General features: G+C 66.4%; 13 protein-coding genes. 3 read left to right on the forward strand and 10 right to left on the reverse strand.

What is annotated here, in order from left to right; all coding sequences use genetic code 11:
- Positions 1-21 precede the first annotated feature (21 nt).
- Complete coding sequence (locus BACI349Y_RS01565; protein ID WP_159629837.1) at positions 22-336, reverse strand: hypothetical protein; 315 nt, start codon at positions 334-336, stop codon at positions 22-24.
- Positions 337-651: 315 nt separating this feature from the next.
- On the opposite strand from BACI349Y_RS01565, the gene BACI349Y_RS01570 reads away from it, so the two are divergent.
- The 3 genes from BACI349Y_RS01570 (at position 652) to BACI349Y_RS01580 (ending at position 4,842) form a co-directional block, all read left to right on the forward strand.
- On the forward strand, positions 652-1,752 hold the full coding sequence (locus tag BACI349Y_RS01570; RefSeq protein ID WP_159629839.1) for an S-(hydroxymethyl)mycothiol dehydrogenase: 1,101 nt from the start codon (positions 652-654) through the stop codon (positions 1,750-1,752).
- Entirely contained in the window at positions 1,752-2,372 is a 621-nt protein-coding gene (locus BACI349Y_RS01575) for an MBL fold metallo-hydrolase (RefSeq protein ID WP_159629841.1), read from the forward strand. The genes BACI349Y_RS01570 and BACI349Y_RS01575 overlap by 1 nt, the downstream gene beginning before the upstream one ends.
- Before the next feature lie 115 nt (positions 2,373-2,487).
- Positions 2,488-4,842 carry an FdhF/YdeP family oxidoreductase gene (locus BACI349Y_RS01580; protein WP_159629843.1) on the forward strand — a complete coding sequence of 785 codons (2,355 nt, stop codon included), beginning with the start codon at positions 2,488-2,490 and terminating at the stop codon, positions 4,840-4,842.
- Positions 4,843-4,940: 98 nt separating this feature from the next.
- Here BACI349Y_RS01580 and BACI349Y_RS01585 read toward each other — a convergent pair whose 3' ends face one another.
- The 9 genes from BACI349Y_RS01585 to purU all read right to left on the reverse strand — a co-directional run bounded on the left by BACI349Y_RS01585 (position 4,941) and on the right by purU (position 18,022).
- Positions 4,941-5,159 (reverse strand): hypothetical protein, encoded by a 219-nt coding sequence (locus BACI349Y_RS01585; RefSeq protein WP_159629845.1) that lies wholly within the window; start codon positions 5,157-5,159, stop codon positions 4,941-4,943.
- A 68-nt stretch (positions 5,160-5,227) separates the two neighbouring features.
- Positions 5,228-6,709: an HNH endonuclease signature motif containing protein gene (locus tag BACI349Y_RS01590; RefSeq protein WP_159629847.1), complete on the reverse strand. Its 1,482-nt coding sequence runs from the start codon at positions 6,707-6,709 to the stop codon at positions 5,228-5,230.
- 129 nt (positions 6,710-6,838) lie between these two features.
- Positions 6,839-9,346 carry a GcvT family protein gene (locus tag BACI349Y_RS01595; protein ID WP_159629849.1) on the reverse strand — a complete coding sequence of 836 codons (2,508 nt, stop codon included), beginning with the start codon at positions 9,344-9,346 and terminating at the stop codon, positions 6,839-6,841.
- Positions 9,347-9,601: 255 nt separating this feature from the next.
- On the reverse strand, positions 9,602-11,014 hold the full coding sequence (locus tag BACI349Y_RS01600) for an MFS transporter (protein ID WP_159629851.1): 1,413 nt from the start codon (positions 11,012-11,014) through the stop codon (positions 9,602-9,604).
- A gap of 530 nt (positions 11,015-11,544) precedes the next feature.
- Positions 11,545-12,885 (reverse strand): molybdopterin molybdotransferase MoeA, encoded by a 1,341-nt coding sequence (locus tag BACI349Y_RS01605; protein WP_159629853.1) that lies wholly within the window; start codon positions 12,883-12,885, stop codon positions 11,545-11,547.
- A gap of 156 nt (positions 12,886-13,041) precedes the next feature.
- Complete coding sequence (locus BACI349Y_RS01610; RefSeq protein WP_159629855.1) at positions 13,042-13,947, reverse strand: bifunctional 5,10-methylenetetrahydrofolate dehydrogenase/5,10-methenyltetrahydrofolate cyclohydrolase; 906 nt, start codon at positions 13,945-13,947, stop codon at positions 13,042-13,044.
- Complete coding sequence (locus BACI349Y_RS01615; RefSeq protein ID WP_159629857.1) at positions 13,944-14,570, reverse strand: cyclodeaminase/cyclohydrolase family protein; 627 nt, start codon at positions 14,568-14,570, stop codon at positions 13,944-13,946. Before BACI349Y_RS01615 ends, BACI349Y_RS01610 begins: the two co-directional genes overlap by 4 nt.
- 4 nt (positions 14,571-14,574) lie before the next feature.
- Complete coding sequence (locus BACI349Y_RS01620) at positions 14,575-17,067, reverse strand: GcvT family protein (RefSeq protein WP_159629859.1); 2,493 nt, start codon at positions 17,065-17,067, stop codon at positions 14,575-14,577.
- A gap of 49 nt (positions 17,068-17,116) precedes the next feature.
- The gene (gene purU, locus BACI349Y_RS01625) at positions 17,117-18,022 is read right to left on the reverse strand and encodes a formyltetrahydrofolate deformylase (protein WP_159629860.1); all 906 of its coding nucleotides are present in this window, start codon (positions 18,020-18,022) and stop codon (positions 17,117-17,119) included.
- Positions 18,023-18,075 lie beyond the last annotated feature (53 nt).

Below are 18,075 nucleotides of genomic sequence, written 5' to 3' on the forward strand. Positions count from 1 at the left end.
CCGCTTCAGTTTGTGACCCGGCTAGCCCTGGGGATCGGTGTCCGGTTCCGAGTCCGGGACGGCCTCCACGACGGCCCGTTCCTGCCGCCTCACGCTGCGGCGGTCCAGGACCAGCGCCAGCAGGGCGCCAAGCAGGGCGCCGCCAGCCGCAAACATCACCATGAAGAATCCGAAGACGGCGCCGGGGTCGAAGGTTGCGTCGCCGGGCAGCGCGTAAGCCACCACTGCGGCGGCGATAATGCCTGCCAGGGCACCCACAATCAAAAAAGGAACGTACTTGGGTGCGCGGCGGACGGTCACTTCGCGCCGCTCGGCAGGGGTTTCGTGAAAAGCCATGACATCCAGCCTACTGCCGGACGAAACAGCGGGTGTAACGGGTCCGTCGCCGTCCGTCCCTGGAGACACGCGCCGAATCCAGGACTCGATCCTGATAGCCACGAAGGCTGTAACTGATATATCTATTGATACAAAGTGTGGCCAGTGTCATATTCTGCTGTGAGCACTATGCGCAACAAGTTGTGCCATGCGCAATTCGACGCGCGTCCAGCTTTGCGGCAATGACGTGGTCCCCGGAGGTGGCATGTCGGCTAGATTGGCACTTGGTGCCGACTCACCGGATCCGGCCGGATCCAGGAAAGGAACACAAGAACCATGGTCCATAAAGTTCAAGCCGTCGTTGTCCGGGAGAAGAACGCCCCGGTGTCGCTGGAGACCATCCTGGTGCCGGATCCGGGCCCGGGGGAGGCGCTGGTGGACATCCTGACCTGCGGTGTCTGCCACACGGATCTGCATTACAAGCAGGGCGGCATCGGCGATGATTTCCCGTACCTGCTGGGCCATGAGGCCACCGGTGTGGTCTCTGCAGTGGGTCCGGACGTGACGTCCGTGGCGCCGGGTGACCGGGTCATCCTGAACTGGCGCGCCGTGTGCGGCGAGTGCCGGGCGTGCGCCAAGGGCCAGCCGCAGTACTGCTTCAACACCCACAACGCCACCCAGAAAATGACCCTGGAGGACGGCACGGTCCTCTCCCCGGCGCTGGGCATCGGTGCCTTCGCGGAAAAGACTCTGGTGGCTGCCGGGCAGTGCACCAAGGTGGACCCCGACGTCGACGCGGCCGCGGTGGGCCTGCTGGGCTGCGGCATCATGGCCGGCATTGGCGCCGCGATCAACACCGGCGAGGTCAAGCGCGGGGAATCCGTAGCAGTGATCGGCTGCGGCGGTGTGGGCATCGCCGCGATCGCCGGCGCGAAGTTGGCGGGTGCGACGACGATCATCGCCGTTGACATCGACGACAACAAGATCGGGATGGCCAAGTCCCTCGGCGCCACCCATGGCGTGAACTCCAAGCAGGAGGACGCAGTGGAGGCCATCCGGGCCCTCACCGGAGGCAACGGCGCTGACGTGGTGATTGACGCCGTCGGCCGTCCCGAAACGTACAAGCAGGCGTTCTACGCCCGCGACCTTGCCGGCCGCGTGGTCCTGGTGGGTGTGCCGACGCCGGAGATGCAGCTGGAGCTGCCGCTGCTGGATGTCTTTGGCCGCGGCGGATCGCTGAAGTCCTCCTGGTACGGGGACTGCCTGCCCTCCCGGGACTTCCCGATGCTGGTGTCCCACTACAAGCAGGGCAACCTGGACCTGGACGCGTTCGTCTCCGAGCGCATCACCATCGACCAGGTGGAGGAGGCTTTCGGCAAGATGCACGAGGGTAAGGTCCTGCGTTCCGTTGTTGAAGTCAGCCCGGTGGGGGTCTGATGGCCGTCACCATTGAGAACCTGGTCACCTCGGGCACGTTCTCGCTCGACGGCGGCACCTGGGACGTGGACAACAACGTCTGGATCGTGGGCAACGACGAGGAATGCGTCATTATCGATGCGCCCCACGATGCCGCCGCGATCATCAACCAGGTACGCAGCCGGAAGGTCAAGGCCATCCTGCTGACCCACGCGCACAACGACCACATCGGTGCCGCCCGGGAGGTTGCTGACGCGCTGGGAGCCCCGATCGTCCTGAACGAGGAGGACCTGGTGTTGTGGGAGCAGGTCTACCCGGACGCCAAGCCGGACCGCTACCACTCCGACGGGGACGTGTTCGAGGTGGGCGGGGCAACGCTGCGGGCCATCCACACACCGGGCCACTCCCCGGGGTCCACCTGCTTCTACCTCGAAAGCGAAGGAACGGTATTTACCGGGGACACGCTGTTCAATGGCGGCCCGGGTGCCACCGGCCGGTCCTACAGTGACTACCCCACCATCCTGACTTCCATCCGCGAACGCCTGCTGACGCTTCCGGCTCAGACCGTGGTCCGCACCGGCCATGGCGGGGACACCACCATCGCGGCGGAGCAGGAAACGCTGGCGAAGGTTCCGGAGTAGCGGAAATCGGCAACGAGTGCCCTGGAGGCGCGCCGGGATTCCGGCGCGCCTCCACTGCAAATGAACAATTGAGCCGTCACGGGAGTTCCCGGGTGCCGGCGAGGAAGTTGGAACAATGAAGTTCGGCAAACAGCCTGCCCCCGTCGCGGACATCAACGAGGACAACCTCGAAGTCCACAAGCCCAAGACCGAGGCCGCCGGCGTCAAGGCCGTCATGGTGGCACTGGAGCGCGCGGTGGCGCAGGCAGGCGTGACCCGCACGGCACATTCCCTGCTCCGGCTGAACCAGCGCGGCGGGTTCGACTGCCCCGGCTGCGCGTGGCCGGAGTCGGACAAGAAGCGCAAGACTGCCGAGTTCTGCGAGAACGGTGCCAAGGCCGTGGCCGAGGAGAACACCTTGCGGACCGTGGGCGCGGAGTTCTGGGCCAACCACTCCATTGCCGAACTCTCAGGGAAGACCGAGTACTGGCTGGGGAACCAGGGCCGGCTCAGTGAACCGATGGTGATCCGCGAGGGTGATACCCACTATTCACCGATCTCCTGGGCTGACGCCTTCGAGCTGATCGGAGAGCACCTCCGGGCGACCACCCCGGACCGCAGCGTCTTCTACACTTCCGGGCGCACCGCGAACGAGACCGCGTTCCTGTACCAGCTGTTCGCTCGGGCCCTGGGCACCAACAACCTGCCGGACTGCTCCAACATGTGCCATGAGTCCTCCGGATCGGCGCTGAACCCGACCATCGGCATCGGCAAGGGCACCGTGTCCCTCGACGACATCCACGACTCCGAATTGATCTTTGTCGTCGGTCAAAACCCCGGCACCAACCACCCGCGCATGCTCTCTGCGCTGAAGGAGTGCAAGGACAAGGGCGGCAAGGTGGTGGCCGTGAACCCGCTGCCCGAGGCCGGACTGTTCAACTTCAAGGACCCGCAGACCATCTCGGGCGTGGTGGGCGGCGGCACCCCGCTCGCCGACGAATACCTGCAGATCAAGGTGGGCGGCGACCTCGCGCTGTTCCAGGCGCTGGGCCACCTGCTCCTGGAGGCTGAGGAACAAAACCCGGGAACCGTCGTCGACCATTCCTTCATTGCCGCGCAGACGGAGGGGTTCGACGCCTACCGAGACGCCCGCCGCACCCTCGACTGGGATGAGACCGAGACGGCCACGGGCCTCTCCCGCGCGCAGATCGAGAAGGTGGCGGGGATGCTGGTGGCGTCCAAGGCCTCGATCTTCTGCTGGGCGCTGGGCGTGACGCAGCAGCCGCACTCGGTGGACACCATCAAGGAGATGGTCAACGTCCTGCTGCTCCAGGGCAACTTCGGCAAACCCGGCGCCGGCGCCTGCCCCGTCCGCGGGCACTCCAACGTCCAGGGCGACCGGACCATGGGCATCTGGGAAAAGCCGAAGGAATGGCTCCTCTCGGCACTCGATTCCGAGTTCGGCATCTCATCCCCGCGGCACCACGGCTACGACGCCGTTGAGTCGATGGAGGCGTTCGAGCGCGACGAGGTGGACGTCTTCGTGTCCATGGGCGGCAATTTCTCGCTGGCGTGCTCCGACACTGAAGCGTTGGAAGCGGGCATGCAGCGGATCGGGCTGACCGTGCACATCAGCACCAAGCCCAACCGCTCGCACATTGTGCACGGCCGCACCTCGCTGATCCTGCCCACGCTGGGCCGGACCGACAAGGACGACAAGCACCCCAAGGGGGCGCAGTTCCTGTCCGTGGAGGACTCCATGTCCGTGGTCCACTCCACCCAGGGACGCCTCACGCCGGTCTCCGAGCACCTGCTCGCCGAGCCCGTGATCGTGGCCCGGATGGCCGAAGCTACCTTCGGCCCGGACCACTCCGTGGACTGGCGCGGCATGGCCGAGGACTACGACGTGATCCGCGACCACATCGCCCGCGTCCTGCCGGGGTTCGAGGACTTTAACGCCCGGGTCCGCACCAAGAACGGGTTCGTGCTGCCCAACCCGCCGCGCGACACCCGCTCCTTCGCCACGGACATCGGCCGCGGCCGGTTCACGGTCAGCCCCCTTGAGTACCTGACGCCGCCGCCGGGCCACCTGGTGCTGCAGACCATCCGAAGCCACGACCAGTACAACACCACGTTCTACGGCCTGGACGACCGCTACCGCGGCATCTCCGACGGCCGCCGCGTGATCCTGATCCACCCGGAGGACCTCGCTGAATCGGGTTTCCAGGACCGCGAACTCGTGGATGTAGTGAGCACGTTCCAGGGTGTGGACCGCAGGGCGGACAAGTTCCGCCTGGTGGCGTACCCAACTGCCAGGGGCTGCGCCGCCGCGTACTTCCCGGAGGCCAACGCACTGGTCCACAAGGAAAACGTGGCCCGCGTGTCCAATACGCCGGGTTTCAAGGCAATGTTCGTCCGCTTCGAGCCGCATCGGGGCGGGGCAGCGGTGGCCGAAGAGTCCGCGGGGGCGCTGGCCGGAACGCACTCTTAGCCCCACCGCGGCGGGTTGGCTGCGCCGGTGCGCAGACTAACGACGGCGGCAGTCCCGCAGGTGCCGGGTGTCGCCGTCGCTGTTGGCCCAACCAGGTTTTACACTGGGTGGTTCCCGTCTGGACCGGCTTCCGGGTCCGGGTCCTTGCCATAGCCGCTGGCTGAGGCAAGCCCGGCTACCTGCTGCCCGGCATTCGTCTGGCCTGGCGCGAACTGGTCCTCCTGGACGTCCTGCGGTGGCTCCTCAGACCCGGGCGCCACATTCTTCCGCAGGTGCTCGTCGTCTGGAAGGTTTTTCGCTACCTCTTCATCAGCCATGACACCAGCCAAGCACCGGCACCAGACAGCATGCAAGGCCTGGACAGGGCCGCATTAACCTCGCCGTCTCAGGCGGATGGCGGGTGCAGGACCCGGTCCAGCCAATCTTCTGCCGGGAATAGCGGGAAGTGAACGAGATCCGGAACAGCGCCAAGCGGACTGCCTTCCTCTGGTGCCCAGCCGCGGTTTTGGAGATTCGGCCAGCGTGGTGGTTCCCAGTCCTGGTGTTCGCTTTGGTAGTGGCGGCCGGTGGGTGAGGTCCAGCCGGGTGGTTCGTTCTTGGTGGCGGGGGTGGGGTTCCAGGCGGTGGTGTGGCGGAGTTTGTGGTGTTTCGGGCAGGGCTGTCCCAGGTTGCTGATTCCGGTGGGGCCGCCGTTGGCCCAGGCGAGGATGTGGTCGGCGTCGTTGTCCAGGGAGTTGTTGCTGCAGCCCGGGAACGGGCACTTGCCGTCCCGCATCCGCAGCCACGCCCGCATCCCGCCGGTGACCCGGTAGCTTGTCCGGCCGATCTCCAACGGAGCCCCGTCCCGAGGATCCACCAACACCCGGTAGAACGAGCCCGCACCGGAGGCGACGAGTGCCCTGGCCATTGAGGGTGGGATGGGACCGTACCCGTCCAGCACCGCCGGTTCATCGGTCTGGCCCATCAGGGAGAACACCGGGACCGTGACCAGCACCTGCGCCCGGATACCCGACGACGGCTGGTCGGTTCCGGCGCCGGCACCGTTGCCGGTGCTGTTGCCGCCGTCAAGGAGAGCATCGGTGAAGGTGTCGGCCCGGAGTTGGGGCATGCTGCGGGGCTCGTCCGGTCCCTGCATGCCCCGGGCGGCCGCGGTGAGCCGGTTCCACCCGGCCAGGGCCTGGTCCGCGGGCAGGTACGCGGACAGCCAGGCCATCCCGTCCTGGTCCGGCCGGAACTCCACCCGCCGGTCAGCGACGCCTTTGGCGTGGCGTTTTTCGATGGATCCGGCCTGGTGGCGTTCCCGCCAGGTCCGGGCCTTGGCCTTGAACCGGTGCGCCGGCAACTGCCCCACCGGGCACCCCCTCGCCGGGGCTGGTGCGTCCGGGTCCAGGAAATGGGCTTCCAACGCCGCAGCGCCGGCAGGATCGAGGCACGCTGTCTCGTCCGCCATCACCACCGCGTGGCTCCAGGAGATCGCCCCGGCCCGCAACGCCTCCAGCGTTCGCGGCAACGTCGCCGTGACAGCGTAGGAGGTGACCAGGAACGACGACGACGCCCGCGGTCCTAAGGCCAGCACGCATCCGATCTCCGCCGCGACCGCCATCTCCTGCGCCCGTACCGGAACATCCGGCCCCGCAACAACGTGGGCGCTCTCCGCATACGCAACGGCAGCCTTGGCCTTCAACCCAGCGATCCCGGCTTCAACCTCCCGGGTCCCGGCCAGAATCTCCAGGCAACCATCCGCCAAACCAGCCAACGGGTCAGCCGCAGAAAAAGGCACCGCACCGGCCCCGTCCACCTCAGCATTCAGCACCGCAAGGGCAGCACGGATCTCCCCAAACGCCCTCACCACCGCTGCCTTCCCCATAAACCCATCATGGCAAGGGGGTCTGACATTCGGATGGCACCATCCAGAGGGCACGAAAAAGGTGGTTGGGCCTGCCGGTCTCAAGCAGGCCAAACCACCAGATTTCGTCGGCTCAACCGCCGGGACAGGTCAGCCGCGGAGGCGCTCCATGCCCGGGTCAAAGAGCGGCTCTGCGCTGACGATGGCGGCTACGCGCCGGCCGAAGTACTCGATCTCCACGGAGTCGCCTTCAGTCACCGACGTGGGCAGCCAGGCATAGGCGATGGGCTTGCGGACGGTGAAGCCGTACGCCGCACTGGTGACGTAACCAACGGCTTCCCCGGCCACGTACACCGGTTCCTTGCCCAGCACCACCGACGTGCCGTCGTCGACCGTCAGGCACCGCAGCGTCTTGGCTGCCGGCTGTTCCCTGCGGACCGCCAGTGCCTCGGCGCCTACGAACCCGGTCTTGTCCTTGGCCACCGAGAAGCCCAGGCCGGCCTGGTAGGGGTGGTGCTCGGACGTCATGTCCGTGCCCCAAAGCCGGTAGCCCTTCTCCAGGCGCATGCTGTTGAAGGCGCCGCGTCCTGCAGCGATGATGCCGTGCTCCCGGCCGGCCTCGAACAGCAGGTCCCAGAGCTTGAGCCCATATTCGGCGGTGGTGTAGAGCTCCCAGCCGAGTTCGCCTACGTAGGAGAGCCGCATCGCCGTGACAGGGATGCCGCCCACCGAGATCTCCTTGGTCCGGAAGTACTTCAGGCCGTCGTTGGTCAGGTCATCCAGGCAGACCTTGCCGATGACCTCCCGGGCCAGCGGGCCCCACAGGCCGATGCAGCAGGTACTGCCGGTGATGTCGGAGACATGCACCCACTGGGCGGGATCGGCAGCTGACTGCCGGCGGGCCTCCACCCGGAGGTAATCGAAGTCCACATTGCTGTTCACGCCCAGCTGGAACTCTTCCTCCGCGAGCCTGGCCACGGTCACGTCGCTGCGGATGCCGCCATCGTCCGCCAACAGCAGGCAGTAGGTCACGGCACCCGGCTTCTTGGCGATGTTGCCCGTGCTGAGCCGGTGCAGCAGTGCCTGCGCGCCCGGGCCCACCACCGAGAGCCGCTTCAGGGGCGTCATGTCGAAAAGTCCGACGGCGGTGCGCGTCTTCCAGGCTTCGGCGGCGGAGATGGGGGAGTGGAACATGGCGGACCAGTCGTCGCGCTCGGGCGCCTGCCATTCTTCCGGCAGTTCGGCCAGGAGTCCGCGGTTGGCCTCGAACCAGTGCGGGCGTTCCCAGGCGGCGGACTCCAGGAAGAAAGCCCCGAGTTCCTTCTGGCGGACGTTGAACGGGCTGACGCGCAGGTCGCGCGGCGATTCGCGGGGCTGCAGCGGGTGCATGACATCGTAGATCTCCACGAAGTTCTGCTGTGAAGTCTCGCTGACGTACGCGTCGGAGGTCTGCACCTTCTCGAAACGGGTCAGCTCGCAGCCGTGCAGGTCGGTCTGCGGCTGGCCGTCGATGATCAGCTCTGCCATGGCCTTGGCAACGCCGGCCGAGTGCGTGACCCAGACGGCCTCGGCCACGAAGAAGCCTTCGAGGTCCGGTGCCTCACCCATGAGCGGGCCGCCGTCCGGGGTGAAGGAGAAGATGCCGTTGAAACCGTCCTGGATTTCGGTGCTGCGCAGTGCCGGCAGCAGGTCCTGGCTGTCCTCCCATGCGGGCACGAAGTCTTCGAGGGTGAAGTCCAGGCGGGAGGGCATGCGGTGGTCGGACATGTCCTCGGCAGAGACCTCCGGCAGTGCCGACATGTCCACGGGCATCGGGCGGTGGGCGTAGCTGCCGATGCCTATGCGGTCGCCCCATTCGCGGTAGTACAGGTCCTTGTCCTGGTAGCGCAGGATCGGCTTGCTGGCGCCGTTCGGAAGCTCGTTGACGTTCTCGAGTTCGGCAAGGGGTGTGGTGATGGCGTACTGGTGGGCCAGCGGCAGCAGAGGCACCTCCAGGCCCACCATCCGGCCGAGTTCACGGCCCCAGAACCCCGCGCAGGACACCACGATGTCGGCAGGGATCACGCCCGCGGAGGTCTCGACGCCGGTGACCTTGCCGCCCTCCTGGGCGATGCCGGTGACGGTGGTGGACCCGCGGTAGGTGACGCCGCGCTCGCGCGTGCGTTCGATCAGCAGCTGCACGGCCCGTGCCGCCAGCGCGAGTCCGTCGGTGGGGATGAGCAGGCCGCCCAAGACCTCGCGGCCGCCGGTGAGCTTGCCCGTGTTCAGCAGCGGGTAGATCTTTTCGCATTCGTCGGCGTCGACGATCCTGCTTTCGACACCCCAGGAGGTCATGACGCCCATCTTGCGCTTGAGGTCGGCCAGGCGCTCCGGAGTGGTTGCCAGCTCCAGGCCGCCCACCTGGTTGAAGCAGGACTGGCCGTCCTTGCCCAGGGCGAGGAGCTTGTTGACGGTGTACGTGGCGAATTCCGTCATGGTCCTGGACGGATTGTTTTGGAACACGAGGCCTGGGGCGTGCGACGTGGAGCCGCCTGCGAGCTCCAGCGGACCCTGTTCGACGACGGTGATGTCGTTCCAGCCGCGGCTTGCCAGCTCGTCGGCGAGGTTGGTACCGACGATGCCGGCTCCGATGATGACGACGCGGGGTGATGCGCTCATGATGTTGGGTTCTCCTGGTTGCTGCTGGAATCCGCCTGACCGGGTGATGGAATTTGCTTCGCTATGAGCAACGCGCATTACTATATGCAACAGGGTGTCTCAGCTCACATGGGATGTCAAGGGTTTCCTGCTTTGTTGCGGGGATGGGCGGCGCTGTGTCCGCAGGCGGCAAAGAGGCCCCCGCCGCTGGTGCGGCGAAGGCCTCTTTGGTGCATCTCCGGTTATCCGGCGGCGTTTGGCCGTCCGGTCCCGGGGTCAGTGGGAAACGTCTGCTGAGATCTCGGCAAGGGTGCGCCCCTTCGTCTCAGGCGCGAGCCATTGCGAGAGGATTGCGCCGAGCAATGCGACGACGGCGGCCACCACCATGCTTGGGCCCAAGCCGATGTTGCTGATTGCCCACGGCAGGGCGAAGGTGCCGAGTGCGGCTCCGATGCGGCTGAAAGCCGCGGCGAAGCCCATGCCGATGCCGCGCAGGGGTGCGGGGAATACCTCGGCCGGATAGACCTGGGTCAATGTGGTGTAGCCGGCATTGAAGAAGGAGAATGCGAGGAACAGGGCGAGCACGAGGATCGCCGGTGCGTCCGCCCAGACGCCGATGACCAGCAGGATGCCTGCGCAGAGCCACTGTCCGGGCACGGTGAGGATTCGGCGGCCCAGCTTGTCAATCAGAAGCACGGTGGTGACAACACCCGCGGCCGCAAGTGCGGACAGGCCGACTCCACCTGCCCAGCCGCCGCCGAAGCCGAATTGGCTGAGCACGTCGTCGGCGAAGGTCGCGATCGCAAAGTACGGAGTTACCGCGCAGAACCAGAAGCCCGCGGTGAAGAGGGTGGTGCGCCAGTGCTCCCTCGAGAACAACATTCCAAAGGAGGCGTTCTTGATTTTGGTCCGGCCCTTCGCGGCCTGGGCCTCCTGGATCATCCTCAGATCGATCTCCTCGGTGATGCTGTTGTGCATCTGCGGCGATTCGACGTATTTGTGGGCGATCGCGAGTGCTTCCTCACGCCGTCCCTTCGTGATGAGCCAGCTCGGCGATTCGGGGAGGCCTATGCGGGCGATGAAAAGAACGAATGCCAGTATGGTGCTCGTGCCGATGACAAGGCGCCAGGGGGTGCCGGCGTCGTGCAGGAGAGTGCCAATGATGAATGCCATCATGAAACCGACGTACCAGGCGATCAGGGTCAGCCCGAGCAACCGTCCGCGGAGCTTTGGAGGGGAGAACTCTGACAGCAGTGGCCCTCCGATGGAGTACTCGCCGCCGATCGCGACGCCCATCAGGAATCGGATGAGCGCCAACTGGATTACGGCGCCGTCTCCGGAGGTTACGAAGAACTGGGCAGCTGAGGCCACCAGGAACAGCCCCATGTCCACGAGGAACATGGGCTTGCGTCCGAACTTGTCAGTAGCCCAGCCGGCCAGCGGGGAGCCGATGAAAATGCCTGCCAGGGGGCCGGCAGCGATCATGCCCAGCGACAGTGCGTCGAGCTGGAGATCTGACCGCATGGGTCCGGTGACGGGGCCGATGATTCCGAGGATGTAGCCGTCGAGGAACATCCCGCCGATGAAGACCGCGACAAGCCGCACCATGAAGCGGCGTTTGAACCTGGAGCTGGTCTCTTTTGATGAGGAGGTGTCGACGGTTGCCGTCGTCTTGGTCGGATTGATCATTAAGATTCGTTCCCTTCCGGCTTCAGCGCAAACCGCTGAAGGTGCCAGAGCGCTGTTTCCTGGACCCGCGGACAGGCTTCGGCGTCGTTCCCCGGTTCCGGCGCCCTGCGCTGCTTTGATCGATGGTGCTGCCATCCCTGATAGTCATAGACAGTTTCCTTTGGTGATCTGGCGCTGCCGCATGATGCTGGCAGCCGTTGTGCGGCCGATGCACGGGGCAGGGCCCCTTTCGGATCGGCCATCATGAATTCGTTCGTCTGTTCCCCAAAGTCATCACGGGTGGAGCCGGGGGGACGGGAGGAGCGTATCCGGGCGAGCTTCGTTCCGTGATGATCAACAACCTTCGCTGTATGCAACAAAATCGTGCGCCAGCTCACATTCAATGTCAAGAGTGTGACCCCCTAAAGGCGAAGTGTGTAGGCGCTCCTGCCGGGTACTCCGGGGCCCACCAAAGGCCCTGACCGCTGGGACAGGAAGACCTCTGCCATATCGAGTGCCCGGTGAGGGGGGAAGCAGGGCAAACCTCTGCGTCAGGGTGGGTTGGCGGCCTCCGCCCCGGGGGTCCTTGGGGTTTCTGGTGCTGCCCACGGAAGCGGGAGCACGGGAACGGGTCCCCCCGAGTCAACGCCCTGGGGAGGAACGGCCATGACCGCGTCGGCCCAGGCAAGCCCGCGCATCATGCCGGGCCCGGTGTGCTGGACGGGGAACGCAAGGCCGGACAGGAACCGGCAGGGGACCAGGCGTGTCCTTCCCGGATCGCCCTCAAGGTCGCAGCCGGACATCATGAGCTGCAACGGAGGCGGCTGCGCGCCCCCAAGCGAGGCGATCAGGGGTGCGCCGACAGTGAGCAGGGCCATCACGGCCGCCAGGGGATTGCCCGGAAGACCGATCACGAACCGGCCGTCCGGAAGCCCGGCGAGCACGGCCGGATGGCCGGGACGCATCGCGATGCCGTCCACCAGCAGCTGGCCGCCCAGGGCATCGATGGCGGCACGGAAATGGTCCGTCCCTGACTTACCGGTGCCACCGGTGGTGATGATGACATCTGCGCCGCCGGCGGGCAGGACGAGGCTGTCCAGGGCATCCAGCCAGCTGCCAAAGGAATCACCGATTCTTTGCGGGCTCCCGGCAACACCGCCGAGGAGGGACACCACGTTTCCCAGTTGCGGGCCGAAGGTGTCACGGACCTGCCCGGGGGCCGGGACACCCTGCGTCACCACTTCAGCCCCGGTGAGTACGACGGCGACAGCGGGCCGGGCGCGGACCTGCACGGTGTCGTGCCCTGCCGCCGCAGCCAGGGCCACCTGCGCGGGATTGAGGACAGTGCCGGCAGGTAGGAGTACCTCCCCTGACCGGGCTTCCTGCCCGGCGGGACGGATGTGCTGGCCGCTGCGCGCCTCGCCGGCCTTCGCCTCCGGGCGGAGTGTCAGGACCTGGTTGCCGTTGGTGTCCCGTGCGGCCAGGCCGCTTTCCTTCCGCAGGACGGCATCGGCACCATGCGGTACCAGGCCGCCGGTGGAAATCACGGCGGCACTGTTTGCGGGTAAAAATCTGTTGCCTTCACGGGGCAGGGATCCTTGCTGGCCGGATCCGGCCAACAGCCAGGGGCCCGGTCCGTTCACGGCCCAGCCATCCATCGCGGACGAGGCATAGTGCGGCAGGTCCTGGAGTGCGGTGACGTCCCGGCTCAAGGTCCGCCCAATGGCGTCAGCGAGCGGGACGGCCACGGGCGGGAGCGGACTGGCCGAGCCGAAGGCGACATGGCGCGCTTCGGACCACGGTATGCAGCCCCGTTCCGGGATGGGGCCCGGCGCGGGACCCGGCACGGCTGTACTCCTGGAAACGGTGGCTGTGGGTCCATTGGCAGGCATACGGGCCTCCTCCTTGCTGTTTCACCGGCAAATGCCGGCTGCGGGGCCCCGTTTTCCGAAAACGGTGCTTCGATGAGGAATACCTCCCCAGGTCTTAGGCCCACCGAAGCACCTTTTACGAAAAACGGGACACCCGTTGCTGACGCTGTGCCCTTCCTAGCCCGCCGCTTCCAGGACCTGGGCCTCCACGGCTTCGGACTCCAGCGGCGTGGAGGACGATTGCCGGCGCGCGGCCTCCACGGTGTGCAGGAGCAGCAGTGCCGTGGTCACGGAGCCGACGCCGCCAGGAACGGGGGTGAGCCCCGCTGCGGTCCCGGTGACGCTGGCTTCGTCCACATCACCCACCAGCGAGCCGTCGGCAAGGACGTTCGTGCCGACGTCGACCACGACCGTCCGGGAGGAGACGTGGCTGCCAGTCAGCAGCCCGGCGCGGCCGGCCGCGACCACCACGACATCGGCATCCTTGGTGTAGCGCTCCAGCGGACCCGACCTGGAATGGCAGACCGTCACGGCGGCATCGCGTGCCAGCAGGAGGAGGGACAGCGGCTTGCCCACAACGGCGGACCGGCCCACCACCACCACATCCTTGCCCGCCACGGGAACCTCGTAGTGGTCAAGGATTTCGACGACGGAGCGCGCGGTAGCAGGAGCAAAGGCCGGCTGGCCGACGGCCAGCCGTCCCAGGCTCAGCGGATTGGCGCCGTCAATGTCTTTTTCCGGGCTGATGAGGCCCACCAGGTTGTCGGTCCGGACACCCTCCGGCAGCGGGGTTTGCAGGATGATGCCGTTCACGGACGGTTCGGCGCTCAGGTCCCGCAGGACCCTGGCCAGCGCCGGTTCCGTTGCATCATGGCCAAGGTCGATGATCCGGCAGCCGATTCCGGCGCGATCCGCTGCCCGCTCGATGGAACGGACGTACCAGCGCGTCGACTCATCGGCGGTCGCCATGACCACCGCAACAACCGGTCGGACGCCGTCCCGTTCAAGCGACCGGACCTGGTCCTGGACCTCCTGCTGGAACAAACCGGCCAAAGGCTTTCCGGATAGTACTGCTGTGCTCAACCCAGGATCCTTTCGCGAACGCGGGCCGAGAGGGCATCTGCCGCCAGGACCACTTTCTCTTCAATGCCGTCCGTCTGTTGGGCAAGCAGCGCGCGTGCCTCCGGATCCTTGACCGCAACGACGTTGATGTCGATATTGACGCGCGCCGTGGTGGCAGCTGCACGGGCGGCGTCAGCGGCCGCCGCAACGTCGCTGATGACGTTGGCGTTGGCGATGCCGAACAGTTCGGTGGCGAGGTCCACGATGGCCCCCGACAGCTTGATGAGCCGGGCAGGGGTCTGTGCTGCCTGGACGAGCGCGGCCTGGATCCCGGCCGCCCGGGCGGCCTTGAGGTCATCAGTGCCGGACGGGAGCTTGTAGGAGTCGATGACTGCCTGGAAGGCCTGTTCATCCGCTTCAGCCAGGCGCAGTGCCTCGGTGACAAGGTCGTCGGCGGCCTGGGTGATGCGCCCTACCAGTGGTGCATGCTCTTCGTATTTGGCGCCGGTGGTGTAACGCGCCACCATGGCCACCAGGGCGGCGCCCTGGGCCGCGTGCAGGGCCGCGGCGGCGCCCCCGCCCGGCGTCGGCTGCTTTGCGGCCAACCGGGCGAGGTAGCTGCTGACTGTTTCTGAACTGATCATGGTGCTAGCCGCGGAGCCGGGTCATGGTGGGGTCGTACAGCGGGTCCTGGGTGACCGTAGCGACGATCCGGCGTCCGAAGTACTCGATTTCCACGGAGTCGCCGATCGAGACTTCCGCAGGCAGGTAGGAGTAGGCAATGGGCTTGCGAACGGTGTAGCCGTAGGCGGCGCTGGTGACGTAGCCCACCGCCTGGTCCTTGTAGAACACCGGCTCCTTGCCCAACACCAGGCTGCGGCCGTCGTCGACCGTCAGGCAGCGCAGGCGCCGCGCGGAGTTTTCTTCGGTGCGTCCCTCCAGGGCTGCCTTTCCGACGAAGTTGTCCTTGGCCATCTTCACGGCGAAGCCCAGGCCGGCCTCGAAGGGGTCGTGCTCGGTGGTCATGTCGGTGCCCCAGGAGCGGTAGCCCTTTTCCAGGCGGAGGGAACTGAAGGCGGCGCGGCCCGCGGCGATGATGCCGAACGGCTGGCCGGCCTTCCACAGCGCGTCCCAGAGGCGCTGGCCGTTGTCGGCGCTGGTGTAGAGCTCCCAGCCCAGCTCGCCGACGTAGGACAGGCGCATGGCCGTGACGGGCACGCCACCGATTACGACATTCTTGGACCGGAAGTACTTCAGGCCGTCGTTGGTGAAGTCGTCGCTGCTGACCGCGCCGACCACTTCACGGGCCAGCGGACCCCAGAGACCGATGCAGCAGGTGCCGCCGGTGGTGTCGCGGACCTGGACCCAGTCTTCGGCGCTGCCGCTTTCGGTCTGGTGCCGGGCTGCCCGATCAAAGTAGGCGGTGTCGATGTTGCCGTTGGCGCCGAGCTGGAAGGTCTGCTCGTCGAGGCGGGCCACGGTGATGTCGCTTCGGACGCCGCCCTGCTCGTCCAGCAGGAGCGTGTAGGTGACGGCTCCGGGCTTCTTGTTCATTTCCGCAGTGGTCAGTTCCTGCAGCAGCTTCAGGGCGCCGGGTCCGGAGATTTCGAGGCGCTTGAGCGGGGTCATGTCGTACATGGCGACGGCGGTGCGCGTCTTCCATGCCTCGGCCGCGGCAATCGGCGAGCTGAACATGCCGGACCAGGAGTCGCGGGCCGGCGGCTGCCAGTCTGCGGGCATCTCCTTGAGGAGCTCTGCGTTGGCCTCGAACCAGTAGGGGCGTTCCCAGCCGGCGCCTTCCAGGAAGTAGCCGCCCAGCTGTTTGTGACGGGCGTGGAAGGGGCTGACGCGCAGGTTGCGCGGGGAGAGCTTGGGCTGCAGCGGGTGCAGGACGTCGTAGATCTCCACGAAGTTCTGCTGCGAGGTTTCGCTGACGTACTCGGGGGTCAGCTGGACGTCCTCGAAGCGGTGGATGTCGCAGTCGCCCAGGTCGATGGAGGACTTGCCGTCCACCAGGAGCTCGGCCACGGCGCGGGCGATGCCCGCCGAGTGGGTGACCCAGACGGCTTCGGCCACGAAGAAGCCGTCCAGTTCCTTGGACTCGCCCACCAGCGAGCCGCCGTCCGGAGTGAAGGAGAAGATGCCGTTGAAGCCGTCCTCGATCTCGCTTTCGCGCAGGGCCGGCAGGATCTGCTTGGTGGCCTCCCAGGCGGGGAGGAAGTCCTCGAGGGTGAAGTCCAGCCGGGACGGCATGTTGTGCTCGCTGATCTCATTCGGCTTGAAGCTGCCGAGCTCGTCCAGGTCCACGGGCATGGGTTTGTGGGCGTAGGAGCCGATGCCGTAGCGGTCGCCGTGTTCGCGGTAGTAGAGGTCCTGGTCCTGGTGCCGGAGGATGGGCAGCCGGGCGCCGTTGGGCAGTTCGTTCTTGCCCTGCTGTGCCGGAACCGGGGTGGTCTTGACGTACTGGTGGGCCAGAGGCAGCAGCGGCACGGACATGCCGATCAGCTCGCCCACCTTTGCACCCCAGAAGCCGGCGCAGGAGACGACGATGTCTGCCGGGATCACGCCGTCGGGGGTCTGGACGCCGGTGACCCGGCGGCCGGACTGCTCGATGCCGGTCACCTCGGTGTTGCCGATGTACTTCACGCCCGCGGCCTCTGTGCGCTTGATCAGGAGCTGTACGGCGCGGGCGGCCAATGCGAGGCCGTCGCTGGGAACGTGGAGGCCGCCGAGGATGTCCTCGTCATTGATGAGCGGGTAGAGCTCCTTGCACTCGGCCGCGGAGAGGATGGAGCCCTCGATGCCCCACGCCTGCGCGTAGCCGAGCTTGCGCTTCAGGTCGGCGAGGCGGGTTTCGGTGGTGGCAACTTCAAGGCCGCCCACCTGGTTGAAGCAGCTGGTCCCGTCCTCGGTCAGGGACAGCAGCTTCTCCACGGTGTACTTGGCGAACAGGGCCATGGACTTGGAGGGGTTGGTCTGGAAGACCAGTCCCGGGGCGTGCGAGGTGGAGCCGCCGGGCATGTTGAGGGGGCCCTGGTCCAGGACAGTGATGTTGTTCCAGCCCCGGGTGACGAGTTCATCCGCGAGGTTGGTGCCGACGATGCCGGCTCCGATAATGACAATGCGTGGTGACGATTCCAAGGGGGTCTCTCCTGCTGCTTTACGGGTCATGTCTGCGAACGAGGGGTGCTTACCGGAACACCACGGTGCTGGTCTGGTCCAGCAGCACGCGGTGCTGGCAGTGCCAGCGGACGGCGCGGGAGAGAGCCAGTGCCTCGGCGTCCTGGCCCACGGTGGACAGCTGGGCCGGGCCGTAGGTGTGGTCCACCCGGATGACTTCCTGCTCGATGATCGGACCCTCGTCCAGGTCGGCGGTGACGTAGTGGGCGGTGGCGCCCACCAGCTTGACGCCGCGGTCGTAGGCCTGGTGGTAGGGGCGTGCGCCCTTGAAGCCCGGGAGGAAGGAGTGGTGGATGTTAATGGCACGGCCCTCCAGCGCCCGGCAGAGATCGTCGGAGAGAACCTGCATGTAACGGGCCAGGACCACGAGGTCGGCCTCGTACTCATCCACCAGTTCCAGCAGCCGGCGCTCTGCGTCCGCCTTGGTGTCAGGGGTGACGGGGACGTAGATGAAGGGGAGCCCTGCGGCTTCCGCCATGGCACGGTGGGTCTCGTGGTTGGAAACGACCGCAACCAGTTCGCCGCCAAGGCTGCCGCCCCGCCAGCGGAAGATGAGGTCGTTGAGGCAGTGGCCGAACTTGGACACCATGACCAGGACGCGCTTGGCGGTCTGGTCGTGGAAGCTGAACTTCATGTCGAACCGGCTGGCGATGCCCGCGAACTCTTCCTCGAGCATGGCGGGCGTGTAGTTGGGGGAGCCGGAGAACGCGGTGCGCAGGTGGAGTGTCTCGCGCAGGCTGTCGTCGAACTGCTGGTGCTCGTCGATATTGAAGCCGCGCTCGAACAGGAACGTGGTGACGGCCTGCACAATTCCTGCCTGCTCCTTGCAGGACAGGGTCAGTACGAACTTCTGCGGCTGCTCTTCCTTGAGTGCCGGCAGGGTGGTGGTTGCTGGGGCTGTTTCGATGAGGGTCATACCCTGCTCCTTCTAGATATATTCAAAAGCAACGGACTGATATATTAGATTGG

Source organism: Arthrobacter sp. 8AJ (assembly GCF_902506025.1).
GTDB lineage: Bacteria > Actinomycetota > Actinomycetes > Actinomycetales > Micrococcaceae > Arthrobacter.

Coding starts and splice junctions, on each gene's coding strand:
- purU (WP_159629860.1), bottom strand. CDS start 18,022: ATGACCCTCATCGAAACAGCCCCAGCAACCACCACCCTGCCGGCACTC.
- BACI349Y_RS01580 (WP_159629843.1), top strand. CDS start 2,488: ATGAAGTTCGGCAAACAGCCTGCCCCCGTCGCGGACATCAACGAGGAC.
- BACI349Y_RS01575 (WP_159629841.1), top strand. CDS start 1,752: ATGGCCGTCACCATTGAGAACCTGGTCACCTCGGGCACGTTCTCGCTC.
- BACI349Y_RS01590 (WP_159629847.1), bottom strand. CDS start 6,709: ATGGGGAAGGCAGCGGTGGTGAGGGCGTTTGGGGAGATCCGTGCTGCC.
- BACI349Y_RS01615 (WP_159629857.1), bottom strand. CDS start 14,570: ATGATCAGTTCAGAAACAGTCAGCAGCTACCTCGCCCGGTTGGCCGCA.
- BACI349Y_RS01570 (WP_159629839.1), top strand. CDS start 652: ATGGTCCATAAAGTTCAAGCCGTCGTTGTCCGGGAGAAGAACGCCCCG.
- BACI349Y_RS01605 (WP_159629853.1), bottom strand. CDS start 12,885: ATGCCTGCCAATGGACCCACAGCCACCGTTTCCAGGAGTACAGCCGTG.
- BACI349Y_RS01600 (WP_159629851.1), bottom strand. CDS start 11,014: ATGATCAATCCGACCAAGACGACGGCAACCGTCGACACCTCCTCATCA.
- BACI349Y_RS01595 (WP_159629849.1), bottom strand. CDS start 9,346: ATGAGCGCATCACCCCGCGTCGTCATCATCGGAGCCGGCATCGTCGGT.
- BACI349Y_RS01585 (WP_159629845.1), bottom strand. CDS start 5,159: ATGGCTGATGAAGAGGTAGCGAAAAACCTTCCAGACGACGAGCACCTG.
- BACI349Y_RS01565 (WP_159629837.1), bottom strand. CDS start 336: ATGGCTTTTCACGAAACCCCTGCCGAGCGGCGCGAAGTGACCGTCCGC.